Origin of the sequence: Arcanobacterium pinnipediorum (genome assembly GCF_023973165.1) — a bacterium.
GTDB lineage: Bacteria > Actinomycetota > Actinomycetes > Actinomycetales > Actinomycetaceae > Arcanobacterium > Arcanobacterium pinnipediorum.
On record NZ_CP099547.1, the window covers coordinates 1,263,801 to 1,282,887 of the forward strand.

At 50.4% G+C, this 19,087-nt stretch carries 14 protein-coding genes; 5 read left to right on the forward strand and 9 right to left on the reverse strand.

Annotated elements, in window-relative coordinates; all coding sequences use genetic code 11:
• Nucleotides 1-13: 13 nt before the first annotated feature.
• A complete protein-coding gene (locus NG665_RS05645) occupies nucleotides 14-295 on the reverse strand; it encodes an HU family DNA-binding protein (RefSeq protein ID WP_204423435.1) in 282 nt (93 codons plus the stop codon).
• Between the two features lie 191 nt (nucleotides 296-486).
• Nucleotides 487-2,055 carry an aspartate:alanine exchanger family transporter gene (locus NG665_RS05650; protein ID WP_252672712.1) on the reverse strand — a complete coding sequence of 523 codons (1,569 nt, stop codon included), beginning with the start codon at nucleotides 2,053-2,055 and terminating at the stop codon, nucleotides 487-489.
• A gap of 89 nt (nucleotides 2,056-2,144) precedes the next feature.
• Between NG665_RS05650 and NG665_RS05655 the strand changes: the two genes are divergently transcribed.
• On the forward strand, nucleotides 2,145-3,416 hold the full coding sequence (locus NG665_RS05655) for an alpha/beta hydrolase (RefSeq protein ID WP_252672713.1): 1,272 nt from the start codon (nucleotides 2,145-2,147) through the stop codon (nucleotides 3,414-3,416).
• A gap of 85 nt (nucleotides 3,417-3,501) precedes the next feature.
• Here the strand turns inward: NG665_RS05655 and dhaM are convergent, their stop codons facing one another.
• On the reverse strand, nucleotides 3,502-4,233 hold the full coding sequence (gene dhaM, locus NG665_RS05660) for a dihydroxyacetone kinase phosphoryl donor subunit DhaM (RefSeq protein WP_252672714.1): 732 nt from the start codon (nucleotides 4,231-4,233) through the stop codon (nucleotides 3,502-3,504).
• Entirely contained in the window at nucleotides 4,233-5,960 is a 1,728-nt protein-coding gene (gene dhaK / locus NG665_RS05665; RefSeq protein WP_252672715.1) for a dihydroxyacetone kinase subunit DhaK, read from the reverse strand. The genes dhaM and dhaK overlap by 1 nt, the downstream gene beginning before the upstream one ends.
• Nucleotides 5,961-6,118: 158 nt before the next feature.
• Between dhaK and NG665_RS05670 the strand changes: the two genes are divergently transcribed.
• Nucleotides 6,119-7,288, forward strand: a complete 1,170-nt coding sequence (locus NG665_RS05670; RefSeq protein ID WP_252672716.1) for an AI-2E family transporter — start codon at nucleotides 6,119-6,121, stop codon at nucleotides 7,286-7,288.
• On the opposite strand, the gene nadE is transcribed toward NG665_RS05670, so the two are convergent.
• Nucleotides 7,285-8,127 carry an NAD(+) synthase gene (gene nadE / locus NG665_RS05675; RefSeq protein WP_252672717.1) on the reverse strand — a complete coding sequence of 281 codons (843 nt, stop codon included), beginning with the start codon at nucleotides 8,125-8,127 and terminating at the stop codon, nucleotides 7,285-7,287. The genes NG665_RS05670 and nadE overlap by 4 nt on opposite strands.
• A gap of 157 nt (nucleotides 8,128-8,284) precedes the next feature.
• Between nadE and NG665_RS05680 the strand changes: the two genes are divergently transcribed.
• Entirely contained in the window at nucleotides 8,285-12,883 is a 4,599-nt protein-coding gene (locus tag NG665_RS05680; RefSeq protein WP_252672718.1) for a TIGR03773 family transporter-associated surface protein, read from the forward strand.
• A gap of 132 nt (nucleotides 12,884-13,015) precedes the next feature.
• On the opposite strand, the gene NG665_RS05685 is transcribed toward NG665_RS05680, so the two are convergent.
• From NG665_RS05685 to hemH, 3 genes are all read right to left on the reverse strand, one after another.
• Entirely contained in the window at nucleotides 13,016-13,360 is a 345-nt protein-coding gene (locus NG665_RS05685; protein WP_252672720.1) for a GNAT family N-acetyltransferase, read from the reverse strand.
• A gap of 31 nt (nucleotides 13,361-13,391) precedes the next feature.
• Nucleotides 13,392-14,399, reverse strand: a complete 1,008-nt coding sequence (locus NG665_RS05690; protein ID WP_252672721.1) for a pirin family protein — start codon at nucleotides 14,397-14,399, stop codon at nucleotides 13,392-13,394.
• A gap of 179 nt (nucleotides 14,400-14,578) precedes the next feature.
• Nucleotides 14,579-15,535, reverse strand: coding sequence for a ferrochelatase (gene hemH / locus NG665_RS05695; RefSeq protein ID WP_252672722.1), 957 nt, complete (start codon nucleotides 15,533-15,535; stop codon nucleotides 14,579-14,581).
• Between the two features lie 194 nt (nucleotides 15,536-15,729).
• Between hemH and spxB the strand changes: the two genes are divergently transcribed.
• Together spxB and NG665_RS05705 are read left to right on the forward strand one after the other, a co-directional pair.
• A complete protein-coding gene (gene spxB, locus NG665_RS05700; protein ID WP_252672723.1) occupies nucleotides 15,730-17,484 on the forward strand; it encodes a pyruvate oxidase in 1,755 nt (584 codons plus the stop codon).
• A gap of 236 nt (nucleotides 17,485-17,720) precedes the next feature.
• A complete protein-coding gene (locus NG665_RS05705; RefSeq protein ID WP_252672724.1) occupies nucleotides 17,721-18,392 on the forward strand; it encodes a queuosine precursor transporter in 672 nt (223 codons plus the stop codon).
• On the opposite strand, the gene NG665_RS05710 is transcribed toward NG665_RS05705, so the two are convergent.
• A complete protein-coding gene (locus NG665_RS05710; protein ID WP_252672725.1) occupies nucleotides 18,355-19,059 on the reverse strand; it encodes a nitroreductase family protein in 705 nt (234 codons plus the stop codon). The genes NG665_RS05705 and NG665_RS05710 overlap by 38 nt on opposite strands.
• Between the last annotated feature and the right edge of the window lie 28 nt (nucleotides 19,060-19,087).

Sequence of the window (19,087 nt, forward strand, 5' to 3'; positions counted from 1 at the left end):
ATCTAGCAATTGCTCACTTAGCAACAGCCTTCTTCAAGGTTGAGCCAGCAGAAATCTTCACGCCGTAGCCAGCTGGAATCTTGATTTCTTCACCGGTGCGTGGGTTGCGACCCTTGCGTGCTGCACGCTCGGTACGCTCTACGGACATAAGGCCGGTGATCTTTACTGCTTCACCCTTTGCCAAAGAATCAACGAGAACTGTCTGAAGAGCAGAGATAGCCTTGTCAGCATCGGTCTTGGTGATGCCAGCTTCTTCTGCAATCTTTGCAATAAGTTCAGTACGGTTGAGGGACATAGTTCTTCCTCCAAATCGAAGTGGTTCGAACGGGCTTTTTAGCCGCTACCTTAAAATTTAGCTGATATTAAGCCGAAAACTCGAATTTTCACGCGTGTTGCGTAAAATTGAGTAAAAAATCAATACACAATAGGTACTTTTTACCACATCTGTCACATTACTAACATAGGTTGCGTTACCGAGCTCAGCTTCTAAAACAACAAAATAAACGAAACAAGCAAAATCTTGACGATCATTCCCAAAGCAAAGAGCGCTGCATAACCACTTTCGATACGCTCATCATTGACCTTAGACGAAGCAAACGCCAAAATTGCCGGTTGGCCTAAAATGCCAGCCATCGCACCCGCAGTACGCTGAGCAGATAGCCCTAATACCTTACCGGCTAGGCCAGTCATTCCGACAACCACGATCGCGATCAATGCGCCGAGTAAACCACCTTGGATACCTTGGGCAGTAAATGCTGTTTTAACAAAGGCAGGCCCAGAAGCAATACCAACCGCAGCTAAGAAAAGCAGCAATCCAAGCTGACGGATAGTAAGATTTGCCGATAGCGGCAATTGCCAGACCAATGGACCAGTGCGGTGTAAGTACCCCAAGATCATTCCCACAAGCAGCGGACCAGCTGATGCGCCCAAGCTAAAGGTGATCCCACCAGGAAGCGATATCTCAACAAGCCCAAGAAGCAAACCGATAACAAGGCCTACACCCATACCAATAGCGTCAACCTCAGAAATTTTGCGCTGCGAATTACCGAAATAATCTTCTATCCCTGATTCTTCATCGCGCGGATACACAACCGAGATACGGTCTCCTAGTTCAAGTCGTAAATCATCTGCAGCTAGCAACTCCAAGTCACCGCGATGGACTCGAGTGATCATCGCACCAAAATGAGCAGCCAGATTCAGTGAAGCAATCGACCGGCCGGCCAGTTCCTTAGACGAAACAACAAAACTACGAAAACCTACAATCGAGCGATCATCTGCTAAGTGCTCATCGACTTCGGAACCAACCGCCGAAACCGTAATATCGACGTCGGTGGGCAAGCCAACGATGACGACGCGATCGCCCGGTAACAAAACCTCTCCGGGACTGACCACACGCTGATCATCACCGCGGCGCAAATAAGACATCCGTACGCGCTCCTCATGCCAACCAGGCACGTGGCGCAACTCCACTTTGCGTTCCACATTCGCGGTAACTGCAGAAAGCTGTTTGCCGGCCAGAGATTGCGTATCATTCTTCCCCGGCCAGTTCCGGGTCACTACCAAAGAGACAAAAATAATTCCGAAAATCACGCCCATCGGATAGGCAAGGGAATAGCCCACGGCAGGCACCTGGTTTCCGGTTGCCGAGGTAGCTGCAGCTAGTGCGGGAGTGTTTGTTACCGCACCGGCAAAAATACCGACCGAAAAATCTGGATCGAAGTCTAAAATCTTCCCACCCACAATGGCCATGACCGCTCCGAGGATCAATACTCCAGCCGAAGCAAACATGAGTTTAGATTGGCGAACCAAGTCCGCGAAGAAGGTCTGCCCTGCACTCAGCCCAACCGTATAGACGAACAAGGCTAAACCCAGGCTTTTTATCATGCCCATTGACTCAGCAATTTCTGGTACCGCATTGCCAACCGCTAAACCAACAAACAATGCACCGGCAGCACCCAAGCGTAGCGGACCAAACGGTATCACACCAACAATTGCACCAAATGCTACAACGAAAAAGACCGTCATTAACGGAGAATCAAGAAACAAAGCAGTCACAGTGCGACCTTTCAAAAAGCGCTCAGCGCCACATAACTTTAGGAGTGGTACGCTTAAACTTTACCAAGGAATTTTGAGATGATTCGGTTATGGATTTTCTTGATAGTATCGCTCTCATCGGCACTATTCCACGCATTATCATCTATGTTTTCACTGCCGGATTGATTATCTGCGTGTGCGTTCTCACGCTACGCACACCGAGCAATAAGTCACGTTTAGGTGGCTATATAGCAATTTTCGGTGGCATTATTGGTTCGGCGCTGAGCTGGGCATACTTTTTTATCTGGCCAATGCCCTATCCCGGGCAAGTACCGTGGCAGATGTTTATCGCCACGTTCGTCCCCATCGCCGCCATCGTTGGCGTGGTAACTGTGCGCGGGCGGCGCATCGTCTTGACGCTACTTGCCATCATAGGCAGTGCAAACATCTATTTAGTCGCAAACTTAACGTATGAAGAATACGCCTCCCTAGGTTCCTTCCTTCCCCAGCACATCACCCAAGAAATGACATACAGCCAATTCCTTGAGCGCACCCAGCCACCAAACAATGGTTCGCGCGATATCGGAGCACTGGTGACAATCCCTATGAAAGGCAATATATCCGGTTTTGATGCGCGCGATGCCTGGGCATATATTCCCCCTGCCTATTGGACGCATCCAGGCGTGGAACTGCCCGTCGTCGTCTTGCTTCATGGAAGCCCCGGATCACCACAACGCTGGTTTGCCGTTGCAGATGCCGCAAAACCAGCAGACCGCTACCAACGCAACCACGATGGTATCTCACCAATCCTAGTATCAGTTGACGCTACCGGTTCATGGACCGGCGATCCAGCCTGCGTCGATGGCCCGGAACTGAAAATACAAACCTATCTCAGCCACGACGTACCAGCGTTGATCAAAGAACGCTTACGCGTCGATCCAGATCAATCCCATTGGACGCTTGCTGGCCTGAGCTACGGTGGAACATGTGCACTCCAAGTAGTTGCCAATGCTCCTGATGCTTATGGCGCATTTATCAACCTTTCTGGATACGAAGCACCAGAATTGCGCAACCACCAAGAAACAGTCGATAAACTATTTAATGGTGACGAACAAGCCTTCCAAGCTGTTAATCCCAAAGACATCTTCGAACGTGCCTTATCAGAACGCGACCAGCGCTTCGCCGGCATCACCGCGATCTTTGTAAGTGGCGACAGTGATATTCGTGCCCGGCGCGCCCAACGTCTCTTATCTGGCCTGGCAAAAGAGGTCGGCATGGAGGTCCAGTCACGGATAATTCCTGGAAATCACGGGTATGGAACCTGGCGTCGCGGGTTTGAACAAACCTTTGAAAAAGCAGTTCACCAAGGCCGACTCGAATAGCAAGAATGGTGAGACTGGCCCAGCCAGTCTCACCATTGCTCAATCACGGCTAATTCACCGTAGATCGATAACAGCTTCGCAGATTTTAACTTTCTCCGAAACCAGTAGCGATCAGGTCGGCCACCGCAGTCACTGCATTAGATGCGTCCGGTCCCTGTGCTCGCACCACAATCTCGTCACTTCCTTGCACGCCCAGCGCAGCAATATCTAATAGGGAGGACGCATCGGCACTCTCGCCGTCGAAAACGAAGCTAACCTCGGCGTCGAACTTACTCACAAGGTCAGTGATTTGCGCAGCCGGGCGGGCATGTAACCCCATAGGATTAACAATGCGCACTGTGCGAGAGATCTGCCCGGCAACATCGCCTTCTACTGCACTATCATCTGCCAGAGCCTCATCGCCTTGATCGCTATATTGGCGAATCTGGGAGGCTTTAGCCAGATAGGCACCCCGAGCTTGACCAAGAACATCAGCTAGCGAATGCCCACCGTTAGCGCTAACCATTGCCGCTAAAAGCCCTTCAACAAAAGGCGCATCAGCCATCACAACATCGCCCGGATGCCCCAGGAATTCAAGTGCTACATCGGTGGAGAGTACTGCTGATCCCAGATCAGTTAAAACAACCACACCATCGCCAGTATTCACTGTTTCAATTGCGGACATGATCATCATGGCATCGGTACCAAAGGAACCATCTTCAGTACCAGCAGCAACCGCGACATTGATTTTCTTTTCCGGAAGCATCTGCGAAGCAAAATCAACTGCGGCTTGCGCTAATGCCGGCGAATGGGAAACTACAACAATTCCAACGCTCATTACTCTCCTAAGACAACAAAACCGAGGGCGTCGACGAGCAAGGCCGCTGAGGCTGCACCCGGATCCATATGACCTCGCGAACGCTCACCTAAATACGATGCTCGCCCTTTTTGGGCGACCATATCAACAGTTTGATCTCGTCCGGTAAATGCGGCCTGGCGCGCTGCACTCAAAGCATCGGAAAGCTGGGCGTCAGTATAGGCTTCGAGCGTGTTCGCTACTGGAATTAACACATCAAGCATAGTCTTTTCGCCGGCCTCAGCTTTGCCTCGCGAGCGCACCCCGTCTACTCCAGCACGGAAGGCTGCTGCCAACGTGGCAACGTCGATTTCGTCTACGTCGCCGATTTCTTGCCCGAACCGGAGGAAGAATGTGCCGTAAAGTGGCCCAGATGCTCCCCCGACGCTCGAAACCAGAGCCATTCCAGCAGTTTTGCCGATATCACCAAATGAATCAGGATCAGCGGCAGCGAGCTTGTCTACTGCTACAGACATTCCTCGAGCGATATTAGCGCCATGATCAGCATCACCAATGGCTGCGTCTAATTCGCTGAGGTATTCTTTGTTCTCTTCAAGCTTCTTAGCTGCACGCTCCATCCATTGGCGCACCATAGCAAGGGTAATTCCGTTGCCGGTTTCTTCACGTTGGCGATGAGCGTGTACGACGGTTTCATTCGCAGTTACTTTCGCCTGGGCAGGCTCAGCTACATGGCTGACAGGTTGCTGGCTGACAACGCCTCCCCCGCGAGTAAGGCCGGGCGTTGCTACCGGCGCGTCCCACAGGCGCAAGATTTCTTCGTCGGCTTTAAGTACGGTTAGTGAGCAACCAGCCATATCGATCGACGTAATGTAGTTACCAACGAGGTTACGCACAACTTTCACGCCACGTTGGGCAAGGAGTTGTTCAACTTCGTTGTACATAAGGTAGAGCTCGATAAGTGGTGTGGCGCCCATGCCATTGACCATAACAATTGCTGGTGAATCGGTGAAGTCGAGATCTGCAGTGATCGCTTCGACCAGTTCGCTAGCAATCTCATGTGCGTTCATCATAGGGGTACGACGACGGCCAGGCTCACCGTGAATCCCGACCCCCATTTCGATATCGGTTTCGGGCAGATCGAAGGAGGGTTTGCCTACTGCAGGCAAAGTTACCGACGTCAAGGCTACCCCCATCGAGCGTCCCTGCGCTATAACCTTGTTCGCCAACTCCTTAACGCTACTAAGCGTTTGACCTTCTTCGGCTGCGGCACCAACGATTTTTTCTAAAAGTACGGTGAGTCCAACCCCGCGTCGGCCTGCGGTAAAGGAAGAATCTTCGACGGCGACGTCGTCATTAACGACGACGTATTCGACCTCGATTCCTTCGGCGTGAGCAAGCTCAGCGGCCATCTGGAAGTTCAAGACGTCGCCAGTATAGTTCTTAATAATCAGCAGTGTGCCTTTGCCGCCGTTAGAACCTTTGATAGCTGCATACACTTGGTCTGGAGTTGGCGAGGTGAAGACTTCGCCGGCCACTGCCGCATCAAGCATGCCCGGCCCAACAAATCCACCGTGGAGTGGCTCATGCCCAGATCCGCCACCAGAAATCAACGCAACTTTTTCAGTTGGTTGCCCCGCCCGGAAGATTACACGCGATTCCTTATCAACGCGCAGTTCTGGATGGGCTAACGCCATCCCGGCAAGCGCTTCGTCAACTACGGTTGCTGGATCGTTAATGAACTTTTTCATCGAGTACCTACTCCTCTTTGAGTCTATGTGCTGTACTTTTCATACTCCACTAGTTGCAGATGAAAAGCAAGTATCTCGTGGCGCTTATCTACATCAGCGTAAAAGTCAAGATAGGCTATAGTTATCGGATAATTCTTTGAGCCGCTAAAGGAGTGGACATGGCTAAGCTAATCGGTGCCAAACACCTACCTGATTCCACCCCTCCCACAGATCGAGGTTGGGAATCGATTGTGGCTCAACCCGGTTCACGCAACTCAGGTATCCCGCATTCACTGGTCAAATACGGTATTGGCGCCTGGTCTTTGATCGGCGTGGGGATTGTGATAGCCACTGTTGTCTACCTGCTGAGCTCAATCTACCAAGTCTTCCTCGGCATCTTCTTAGCATTCGTCCTCACCGCTGTATTGTTACCCATCGTGAACTGGCTCGATCGGTTTATGCCCCGCGCTCTAGCTACTGCGCTGGCTATCATCGGTGGTTTCGGTGTTTTCGGCGGCTTAATAACCTATGTGGTTTCTTCAGTTGTCAACGAATGGAATGGTCTGGCTCGCCAGTTTTCTAACGGTGTCAATAACATTATGCAGATGCTTACCGATGGTTCCTTGCCGTTTAAGGTACATCGTTCGGAGGTTCTCGACGTCGTGACTAATGCGTTGCGTCAAGGCTCGCGCTACGCTCAGGATCACGTAGGTGATATTGCGCAAACTGTGTTGTCTAATGCAAGCCAGGTTGCCGTCATTTTCACCGTCATCGCCCTGGCTATATTCGTCACTATTTTCCTGCTAGCTCAAGGTTCAGCTATGTGGCAGTGGTTCCTTGATCTGGTGCCCGAGACCAAGCAAGATCGCATCGATAAAGGGGCACAAGCTGGCTGGTTAGCTTTCTCTGGTTATGCTGCTGGAACAGTTATTATTGCGGTAACCAACGGCGGCTTGTCCTTTATTTTCTTGTGGTTCCTCGACTTACCGCTGGCTGCACCACTGGCGGTTTTGGTGATGTTAGGTACCTTTATTCCCCTCGTTGGTGCTCCAACTGCGATGCTCGTTGCCATGTTTGTTGGCTTGGCCTCAGACGGTTTAACAATGTTTATTATAGTTGGCCTGGGCATCGCGGGAATCGGTCAGATTGAAGGCCATCTCTTGCAACCGCTGATTATGGGAAAGAAAGTCTCCGTCCATCCAGTTGTTGTTGCCATTGGAGTGGCCGCTGGTGGTTTTTCGGCCGGCCTGATTGGAGCGGTTATCGCTATCCCGCTGGTTGCTATTTTCTGGTCGGTATTTAAAACGTTGCGCGTCCCGGAGTTGGAAAGCGCAACGTTAACTGATTAGCGTCCTTCTCGAGCTGGCCGCCACCAAGTATCTTGTGGTTGAACCGGGGTGTGGCGTTTGTGTTCGGCGCGTGCCCAGCGTTGTTCTAGTTTGACGACGACGTCGTTGGGGATCTTTTTGCCCTCTAGGTAGTCGTCTATCTGGTCATAACTTATCCCCAACTCGTCTTCGTCGGCGCGTCCTGGAGTTTCGTCTAACAGATCCGCGGTTGGCATTTTTTCCCATAGGTGTTGTGGGGCGCCCAGATAGCGAGCTAGTTGGCGTACCTGGCGTTTGTTGAGTCCAGCCAATGGAAGAATATCGGCAGCGCCATCACCGAATTTGGTGAAGAATCCAGTAATGTTCTCTGCTGCATGATCGGTACCGATAACAAGTAGATTGTGATCTCCTGCGATAGCGAACTGGGCGATCATACGCATCCGAGCTTTAACGTTGCCGTTATTGAAATCAGTAATTGATTCGCCTAGACCCGTCTCATACGCTGCGCGCATCGCATCAGTGGCCTGCTCAATGTTGATCGTAACTCCTTGATCTGGCTCGATCCATTGCATTGCTTGGGTGGCATCGGCTTCGTCGGCTTGGATACCATAGGGCAAGCGTACTGCGGTAAAAGAAGCGTCATAGCCTTCTTCGCGCAGACGTTGCGCAGCTAGTTGGGCGAGCCGGCCCCCTAGCGTGGAGTCAACCCCTCCTGATATCCCTAAGACGAAGCCTGAGGTATGGGTAGCTTTGGCATAATCGCATAAGAACTCGATCCGCCGTTCTACCTCTTCCGCAGGGTCTATTTCTGGCTGAACACCTAGTGTTGAAATGATGTGTTGTTGGAGTTGTGTAGTCATAGTATGAGTCTACCTGCATGGTGTAGATGTGATGAAAACGAAAATCATCCAGTTGAGAATAGTTATCATTCGCAATAAGGTTGGAGTGTACTCACTAGTCAGCCATCGACATATCAAAATCCGCATGGGCTGAACAATTTAGACAGGAATACGCTCCATGAAATTGGCAAAAATACGCGTAGCGATCTACTCAGCAGTTTCCGCGCTGTTGCTGAGCATGATCTCTCTTCCCGCATACGCCTCAGATCCTGCCATCGTTTTTGATGATGGGCATACTGATGCCTTTTATATTGACTCAACAAATGGAGAACTTAATGTTCTCGTAAACCACGGATTATCCAACGATAAGTACGATCCCAACAACGTGCAGTTTAATATTGCACCTCTTGCATACGGTGACTACTCCGATCAAATGCCGTTCCTTACTCGTGGAGCTATCGGGTATTACACAAGTAACTGGGATTTGGAAAAATATTTTGAGCCTGGCTGGACCGCTCCGGGCTATCGCGAAAATGGTTTCCATTCTATGCGTATTGACTTCACTAACGTTGAAGGTCCCGGCTCAGTGGCACTCTTGGGCAATAGCTTTTCTGAAGACGACCCGCTTGGAACTTTCTTAGTGCCATCCTCAGAGTTGTCGAAAGTTGACGACTTTATCGCTCAGCTCGATAATGAAGAAACTGCGAAGGCAGCCCGAAATCTGTATGCGGTTAAAGGTTTTCCTGGAGGTACGTACTATATTGAACCCGGTGTGAGCCTTCCTATCTTTGGCCATACTCACGCACACTGGTTCTTTACAGCTGCTGGAACATACAAACTTACTGGCCATGCAGTAGGCGTGACCCAAGATGGCCAGACTGTTACATCTGAGCCATTCACTTCAACGTTCAATATCATCAAGAGTGAGAAAGACGGTGTAGCACCAACTACTCCAGACGCCACTGATGGCGCACCGGCTGACGATACCGATTCAACATCACAACAAACACCTGACGATAGTTCTAATTCAGCTGATTCTCAAGACACACAACCTGATAGCGAAGATAACCCAGCCGATTCCGATGACTCCGAAGATTCTGCGGACGACGAAGACGACACCGCTATTGACCGCACCGAAAAGATCAGCGACAAATACATTTTTAAGGACCCGATCACACTTGGAGCAGGTCACACTGATGGCTTCTTTGTTTTAACAGATGGAGCTAAGCCACGTCTGGTTGTTCGCGAAAATCTCACCTCATATGAAGGAACATTGCGTTCTCCAGATAGTGTGACGTTCCATTTGCGTAAAGAATTCTACGAAAAGATTGATATGAACGGCACGTTCAAAGAAGGTGCCGGCTACCATACCAATCGTAAGATGCGCGGCCTCGACCAGTTCTCACCCGGATGGTCAGTGGATAATTTCTCCAGCCACGGCTACAAGAATATTGCCGTGAAGTTCCTGTCGGTTAAAGGCCCTGGAAAAGTTGTTTTGAGTGGAACCCCAAAGCTGGATTATTCCCTTAATCCAGTCTTGAGTACGGGTAGCCCTTACCTTACCGAAGGCGCTGAGCTTCCAGTTTATGGGCACACTCACGGTTTATGGATCTTCACGAAGGCTGGAAACTACGAGTTTACTGCTCAAGTTATCGCAACGACTCTCGATGGCGAAACCGTTACCTCTGATCCAGTTAACTATCACTGGCAAATTGATGCTCATCCAGATGACACTGGATCATCTCAGGGAACCGACTCTGCCGAACCAGATGATTCTCAAACCGATGAGCCAAACAATTCCGGGGATCTAGATGGTTCTGAAGATTCTAGCGATTCTGACGATTCAGATGAGGATTTTGCCGATTTGAAGATCCTGACCTCCGCGCCGGCTATTCATCCAGGCGATGAGATCACCATTAAAGCCTCACATTTACCAAAGAACAACAGCTTCCGGATCTTTGCGATGTCGAAATCAACATTTGCTATCACCCCCATAGCTGACGATCTCACCTCCGATGATCAAGGCCAGATAAGTACAACGCTAACATTGCCTGCCTCACTCAAGCCAGGTAAGTATTTCTTGGCCCTCAGCAAGACGGGGAGCGAAGAGCAACTCGCCAATGCTAATCTGACGGTTGTAGAAGATACCACCCGTCCACTTTTACCTGGCGATGAGATTGGCTCAGGTAACGAGGATGACTCGGCACCACAAACAGATCAGACAGTTCGTAACTTTGTGAAAACACATGAAAAGGTTGTGCTCGATCATGGCCATCTCGATCTGTTCACAGCCGTTGCTCACGAAGGTAAACTCCTTCTACTCGCGAAGGATGACTCTACCAACGAAGGTATTTTGCGCGATCCGGCAGATATAACACTTCGTATACATAATAATGCCCTCGGTGATTTACCTAAAGGTATTGATAAGACGTTACCTTCGCGTGGCTACTACTTAGATGCTGCTGGCCTGAGCCAGCAAGAGATTCTCTTCCCAGGATGGGATACCTATGGCGTTGCGCCAACATTTGGCACAACAGATATCATTATCAATAAGGTTGACGGGCCAGGTAAGGTATATCTCTTTAATTTCAAGCGCCAAGGTGGCATTGAGCCAGCATTTACTTCACAAAAGTATGAAATGGAAAATGGCTCAACCATTCGTCAAGAAAGCCCAAGTCACGTCCACACCAACTGGGTCTTTACTGAGCCTGGTCAATACACTATGGAAGTCCAAGCTCGAGCCATCCCAACCGATGGCGGGGAGCCGGTGTTGTCGAATGTAGCAACATATCGGTGGTTTGTTGGAGACACCGATAAACTCCCTGATGACTCCACAGATACTCCGTCACCAGATTCTTCTGGCACTACCCCACCTGATTCGCAGCCAGATCAGCCAAAGCCACACGAAGCAAAGCCACGACTATCTTTGGCATCTGGAAAGCTTGTGGGAACCGAAGGTGAAATTATTACAGTTCAAGCACACGGGCTAACTCCGGGAACAGCTGTTGATTTCTATCTTCACTCACAACCACAGTTACTTGCCCAAAACGCAATCGCTGATATACACGGCGTCGCCTCGGCTCGAGTTACTATTCCTCAAGCACCCGGATTGCACGAAATCATTGTCACAGGTAAGGACGGTAACGAACTTGCAGTGATGATGTTTGAGATCAAAGCGCGCTACCCACATGGTGTTATTCCTAATGCTGGAGCACTTAAACCCATCACCGGCGATGATAAGCCACGCATCGAGATCAGTAATGGACACATCGACTTGTTTACTGTTCTGGCTAAACAAGGCAAACTCGTGGTTGTTGCCAAAGATGATTCACATGGCGGGCTCACCCATCACAACCCGCATGACGTCTACTGGCGAGTAAAGAACAATGCTTTTACACAACTGCCAGATACGTTGTCAGATGGGTTACCGTCCTCCGGCTACTTCCTTGATCAGGCTGGCAAGGATCAAGATACTCAGCTTTTCCCAGGCTGGGACACAAATGGGGTCAAGCCAGACTTCGGCCCTACAGATTTGATCTTTACCAAGATTGTTACGCCAAAGGACGGGCAGGTATTCCTCTTCTCCAATGGTCGCACTGGTGGAATCACACCAACATTGACCTCGAATTCATTTGAGCTCAATACCGGTTCAATCATCCACCAAGAAAAACCAGCTCACGTTCATACCAATTGGGTATTTTCTAAGCCTGGTATCTACGAGATGGAAGTCAAAGCTGTGGCTACACCAGTTAATGGAGGTCCTCAAGTTGAGTCCGCACCAGTGACATACACGTGGCTTGTTGGAGATGAAACACAGCCTTTAACTAAAGTAACGAAGCAACAGCCAAAGCAAAACCCCGGCACCGAGGGGCAAAATGGCTCCGAAGGCAACAACGACTCCACCAACGGGGGCACAGCTAACGCTAACTTAGCAAACTCAGATGGAACTGCCTCTACTCAAGGCGGATCTGGAACAGGTGCCGACAAGCCGTTAGCAAAGTGTTTCCCCAAGCAACAAGGTGGGAATGGCGCTCAAACGATTATTCCGCAAATCAAGGATGATCGGAGCGCTCCAGGTAAATGGGTTGATCCTGCAACGCTTGCCTTCGCTGTAGGTGGTGCCGGTCAGGCAACAACTAACCAAGCGATCGGTTCAATTGGCTCAGGTAGCGAAGTTTGGATGATCTCTGCTACTCAAGTCGAAAATGTTCCATGGGTAGGAGCAAACACTCAAAACCCAAGCTTCCTCGAAAAGACAAAGGGCAGCGCGACATTGACGCTCACCTCCTTCTCTGGACCTGGAAAGATGGAAGTCTACACCTCGGGTAATTTCGGCAAAGTCGTTGGTCAAAAGTGGTTTACCGGAAACGGTAACTCTGGTTCTGGCTCAGTTACGCTCAAGCCAAATAGCCACGTCCATCCCAACTGGGTATTCGATAAACCCGGAACCTACAAGGTTGGTATTACGATGGAAGCAGAAGCTAAGGATGGCAAGAAACTTTCTGGTTCCACAACGCTCACCTTCAATGTCGGCCAAGGCTCCGGAATCACCGGCGGCCACTTTGACCTCGGCCCAACTGTTGGTGCAGCTGGTTCCACCACCGTCTGGCTGGACGCAGATGGTAATCCTTGTACTCCAGATGCCAACGATTTAGCTGCAGCGGGTCTGGCAAAAACTGGTGTATCAAGCACCGTCACTGCCACTCTTCTCTCGGGCGCCCTAATGCTCGGTGGAATTGCAGCTCTCATCTACCGTCGCAAGGTCAAGCGCGGTTAACACAACGCTTGAGATAAGCACATAGCAGTGTGGGCCCGGATTTTCCGGGCCCACACTGCTTACTACATTGACCATCTCTAGCTCTAGCCGCTACGTAGTAGGTAGCTAGCTACTAGATCTGGATTTAGCCTGTCACATACTTTGCATAACAGCCTGTTGATCTTCCATAGTTGCTGGACGCCAATTAAGGCCCTCACCATGCTTGCCTAGCCAGCGACGTACCATTGGGCACATAGCGACGATGGTTTTATTGGCCGCCTGAGTCTCATTCAGTGCAACTTTAACGAGAGTTCCCGCAAGTCCGCGACCTTCAAGTTCTGGACGGACTTCGGTATGGAAGAAGATTCGCTCATCGCCGTTATCAACGTATTGTGCAAAACCGGCAACCTCGGAATCCGTATAACGAATTGCGTATAAGCTATTTCCTTCAATAACCTCTACGGCCTGGCCATTTTTGTCTGTGAGTTGTTCTGTCATTATTTTCCTTTCACAAGTTTATTACTATGAGTTAAAAGCGCACATCAGGACGTGCTACTGGTTGTGGATTCTTGCGTGGCCGAATGGTGACATCGGGCAAAACTGGTGCTGGGATACGTGATAATCCTTGCGGATCATGCCCAATATAGCCTTCGGTTTTACCATACCGCTCGCTATGTTCTTCCCACGCTTGGCGCATCTGATTCAACTCTGCAGAATCTCGCGCTATGAAATTCCACCACATAACGATCTGTTCGGTAAAGGGTTGACCACCGATGAGTACCGTGCGCGCTATCTCATCGCTTGAATTACGAATACGTAATCTGTTTTGTCCGATACCACTATAGGCAAGCTCGGTACGCTCAACCTTGGTTCCTTCAACATCAACATTTCCTGAATCAACGAGTAATCCATGCTCATAATCAGGGTTAATATCGAGAACAACCGTGGAATGGGGATTGATACGGATCTCGGCACCTAGTAAAGGTGTAAATGTTGGAACGGGTGAAACCGAACCAGCAAGCTCACCAACAAACGTACGTATCTGACCGCCGTCGACCTCGATGACCGGCGGAACATAATGGTCAAAGCGTCGTTGCCCGTGCCGGGCACTATCGGGCAAGGCTACCCACAACTGGACTCCATGCAAAATGGTGGTGTCTTGTGTGGAGACTTCCGAATGGCAAATGCCATTGCCAGCAGTCATAAAATTTGCTTCACCGGGCTTGACAACCGCGTGGTTGCCCCCAGAATCATGGTGGGTGATGTTGCCTTCGAAGAGCCATGAAACAGTTTGGAGACCAGAGTGCGGATGTGGTGCTACGTCCATGCCGCCGGTATCTGCAACATTATCTGGACCATAATGATCCACGAAACACCACGCTCCAATAAGAGAACGCTGACGTTGCGGGAGTGTGCGATAAACGCTCATCGCGCGCAACCCACCCAAAGGCACTTCACGGGAGGTAATAATTTCGATATCAGCCCCATCAACGCAGTGCGGAGTTTGTTGCTCGGTTAAGATTGGAGGCTCATTCATGGTGTTTGACATAACCTCATTGTGTCACGTTTGGATCCTAAAAGAGTGAAGGTGTGAGGATCGTTCAGTATTAGCGAACGTAGCGTGTAGCCGCATTAGCTAAAATGACTGAACGGCAACCGCACGTAGTGGCCTACCTTTCCTCTATCTTTCGGGCCAGGGCGAGGTGTGCACAGCCTTTAGTCTTCTCGAGATTGACGATAAATATCGGCTAAGATCTTTCCAGCTTCGGGGTCCGAATCTGGTGGCGAGATCAGATGGAAATCTTTGCCACCGGCATTGACAAAGGCCTCCCGGTTCAATACTAAAATTTCATCGAGGGTCTCGATACATGATGCGAAGAAGCCTGGAGTTAGCACTAAGATGTTGTGCACTCCTTCGCCAGGAAGTTCGGCCATGCGCTCGATCGTAGCTGGTTGTAACCATTTTCCGGGACCGAACTTCGATTGATAGGTTGTCTCCCATGCGATATCAATGCCGTGATCATTCAATGCGGCAATGATGCTGGCAGTAGTTGCTTCACATTGGGCTTGGTAAAGTTGGGGTTGATGGACTTTGCGTTGCGGAACGCCGTGATAGGACAAGACCAGTTTGTCGATCGACGTCGATGCGCTTTTCACATAGTCACGAACCTTGCGGGCATACCACGATATATACCGAGAGTTGCCATACCATGCCTGCGCTCGGATGATCCGTGGACTACCTGGTTGGGATTCGATGATATCTACTTGCCGCCAGATGTCAGCAACGGTTGAAGGAGCATACTGTGGGTAAAGCGGGATAATCACTAATTCATCGACGTCAAGTTCGTCAATCGCAGCTGCGATTGAGGGCTGAGTGTAGGTGGTGGCAAAGCCAACTTTAACGCCCTCGAGTTGCGCAGCGAGATGGTGGGCTTGGGCTCTGGTGTGAATCAAAAGCGGGGAACCTTCGCTAGTCCAAATAGACTGATAGGTCGGTGCTATCTTCTTTGGACGAACCCGCAAAACAATCTGATTCAAAATAGGTTTCCAGAGCCATCGAGGCATATCCACCACTGCTGGGTCAGACAAAAAGGAGCGCAAGAAGGTGCGAATATCCTCCGGATTGGGTGACGCTGGCGTTCCTAGAGCTACAATCAAGCATCCACGTTTCATAACTCCTAGCATATCGTCTCTAAGACCATATTTCGCATTATGTTGATAATTCGCGGTTACCAGCTATTCTAGCGGTGCACATCAGCCAACATGTTCCGTAAATTACCACCCTTAAAAATTTAATAGTTTATTTTTCAATAAAATAGGAGTATGGTAGAGGCATAACGACATACAACAAGTGTCAGGAGAAAGAAATGACTACCTCAACAATGGTTCCAGCAGCAGATGAAATGATGCGCGTCCTATACGAATGGGGAGTCAAGCGTATCTACGGTCTTCCAGGTGGATCACTTGATTCAACAATGAACTCAATCCACACCTACCGTGACCGCATCGATTACATCGGTGTGCGCCATGAAGAATTCGGCGCACTGGCAGCAGTTGCCGAAGCAAAGATAACCGGACGTATTGGCGTAATGTTAGGCTCAGCCGGCCCAGGCGCAGCACACCTCGTCAATGGACTCTACGATGCCAAAATGGACAACATTCCAGTCCTAGCCATCGTCGGTCAAGTCCCCAGTTCGCGTATGAACCTCGACTTCTTCCAAGAGCTACCCGAAAATCCCATGTTCGCTGACGCCACCGTCTACAACCGTACCGTGATGACAGCCGAACAACTCCCGCTCGTTATCGATACCGCGATCCGCACCGCCTACGCCAAGCGCGGACCCGCCGTCGTCGTCTTACCAAAAGACTTAGGCTGGAAGGAAATCGAACAAGGCGCCTACCCGGTATCAGCCAATGTTCGCTCCGAACAAAACGCAACCTACCCCATCTCAGAACAAAAGATTAACGAGGCGCTCGACCTTCTAAGCGCCGCCAAACGTCCAGTAATCTACTTCGGACAAGGCGCACGCCAAGCTGGCGAAGAACTCTTGAAAGCCTCCCAATTACTCGGTGCCCCCTTAATGTCGACCTATCTAGCTAAAGGAATCATCGACCACGATACCGAGTCCTACATGATCTCCACCGGCCGCGTTGCAACCAAACCATCAGTAGATGCTGGACGATCCGCAGATGCAGTCTTATTCATTGGTACCAACTACGAATTTGGCGAATTCTTCTTCCACCCACAGGCAAAGTTCATCGACGTCAACATCAACCCGATGGTCCTCGGAGCCCGGCACGCCGCCGAACTCGGCTTCCAGGCAGACGCACGCCAGTTCCTGAGCGCGCTCAACGACGCCGCTACCAAGCGTGGCTTAGATGGCACACAGTCACCGTGGTTAGCAGCTGCCAAAGAAAATCGCGCCCAGTGGGAGACCTGGATCAGCAAGCAAACCACTGACGAATCCCCTATTCGTCTCGAAACTGTATTCCACGAAATTAACAAGGTTGCCGCCCCTGACGCGCTCTTCGGTATCGATGTCGGCAACGTCAATATCGCCTCGGCTCGTTTCCTCAAAGTCAATCCAGGCCAACAGTTCACCACCTCCCCACTCTTTGCCACCATGGGCTACGGCCTTCCGGCAGCAGTTGCCGGATCCTTAGAATATCCACAGCGCCAAGTCTGGAATCTCGCAGGAGATGGCGGAATAACCATGGTTATCCAAGGATTGACAACTGCAGCCGAACATCATCTTCCCATCATTTCAGTAGTCTTGACTAACGAATCTTTGGGATATATCGAAGCCGAACAAGATGACACAAACCAGCCACACTCTGGTATTGCGCTCTCAGATCTTGATTTCGCCAAGATTGCCGAAGGCTTTGGTGTGCAAGGTCTAACGGTTCGCACCGCAGATGAACTGCGTGCAGCCTTAGCCAAAGCACAACACACCACCGAGCCGATTCTTATTGATGTCAAGGTGACAAACGATCGCATGCTCCCAGTAGAACAGTTCCCGCAATCACGCGATGAACGCGCAGACTTCGATGAGTTCCGCGCTTCCTACCGCGCTCAAGATCTCGAACCGTTCGCTGAGATTTTAGCTCGTCATCAGGCATAACTAGCTGGAAAAACTTCGTGTGGTGCGGAAACTGAGCGGTCGCCGCACCACACGAGCCCAGAGGCAAGATAATTCACATCCCTTGCCACGCCGTTATGGGTGCACAAAAGATACGGTTCTGGCAAAATACTACTCGGTACACCACCTGGGGCAGCAGGTGAGATACGCGCCGTAGAGGCAGTGAGAGCGTCGCTGTACTTAAACTCACCTACCGTTTTGACGCTCAAGGAGTACTCATGTCTGCCCATAAGGCAAAATTTGCCCCTACCGGAACTGGCCTCTACCCTATTTTTGTTGCAGTAATGGCTGTTGTTTTGATTTTGTCAAACATCGGCGCATCTAAACCCGTCACCTTTGGCCCGATTCTAACTGACGGGGGTTTCTTCCTCTTCCCCTTCGCCTATATCATCGGCGATGTTGTCTCGGAAGTTTATGGATGGAAAGCCTCGCGCCGGGCAGTTATCGTGACATTTGCGCTATCCATCTTTGCCGCACTGTGCTACTGGATAATCATCGCACTCCCTGGCGCAGATTTTTATGACGGCCAAGACTCTTTAGTGCGCACCCTTGGTCCAGTCTGGCAAATTGTTCTCGCTTCGCTCTTAGGATTCCTAGCCGGTCAGCTATCTAATGCTTTCACCATGGTTCAACTAAAGAAGCGTTCGGGTGAGAAAATGCTGTTCGGCCGCATGGCCGCCTCAACAATCGTTGGCGAATTTGTTGATACCCTCGTCTTTTGTTCCATCGCCGCTCAAGTTCTAGAATTTCCAGATTTCTCTTCGTTCCTAAACTATCTCTTTGTTGGCTTCACCTACAAAACTGCTGTTGAGCTCATCTTCTCCCCGATCACTATGGGGGTTATGAACATCGTTAAGCGCGCCGAACCGGAGTATGGCGTTGAGCAATAAATTCTAGTGGCGGATGGGCTGCACGGAATTGATTTACTGGCGCATCCGTCCCATACCCTAACGCGAACCCGGTGACGAGGGCATATTGGTTAGGGATATCGAATAGCTCATCTGCCGGACGCCTCCATCCAGCAAGCAGGCCGAGTGGGCAAGAATCTACACCGTGAGCTTTGGCTGATAAGAATAGTGTTTGCAGCATCAGCCCAGCATCCAGTGCCGAATAGGGCAAGAAGTCACGGTGAATAAAGACCAGACCTATAACGGGTGCGCCAAATGCTTCAAAGTTACGTCGCATGTGCATTCCGCGAGCGAGTTTGTCTTCGCGTTCGATGTTCAAATGCCGGTAGAGCTCTAGACCTACCTGGACTTGGCGCGGGCGAAGATCATCTGGATAAGGCGCGAAAATATCGTAATCGCCGTCGATATCTGGTTCTGTATTCGTCGCTTGCGCAGCTGAAAAAGCATCAAACTCACGCAGGTAGGCGGCGCGTAATTGTTGCGCTTGGTCACCACTGGCCAATGCTATTTGGTAGGGGCGCGTATTCGACCAGCTGGGTGCCCATCGGGCGTCTTCGAAAATAGCGGCGAGAATTTCAGCTGGAATCTCTGTTTCGTTGAAATCCCGCGTAGTTTGGCGAGTGCGGTTGAGCTGGGAGAATTGATTCATAGTGGTTATCCTACGGTTTGGTATCGCG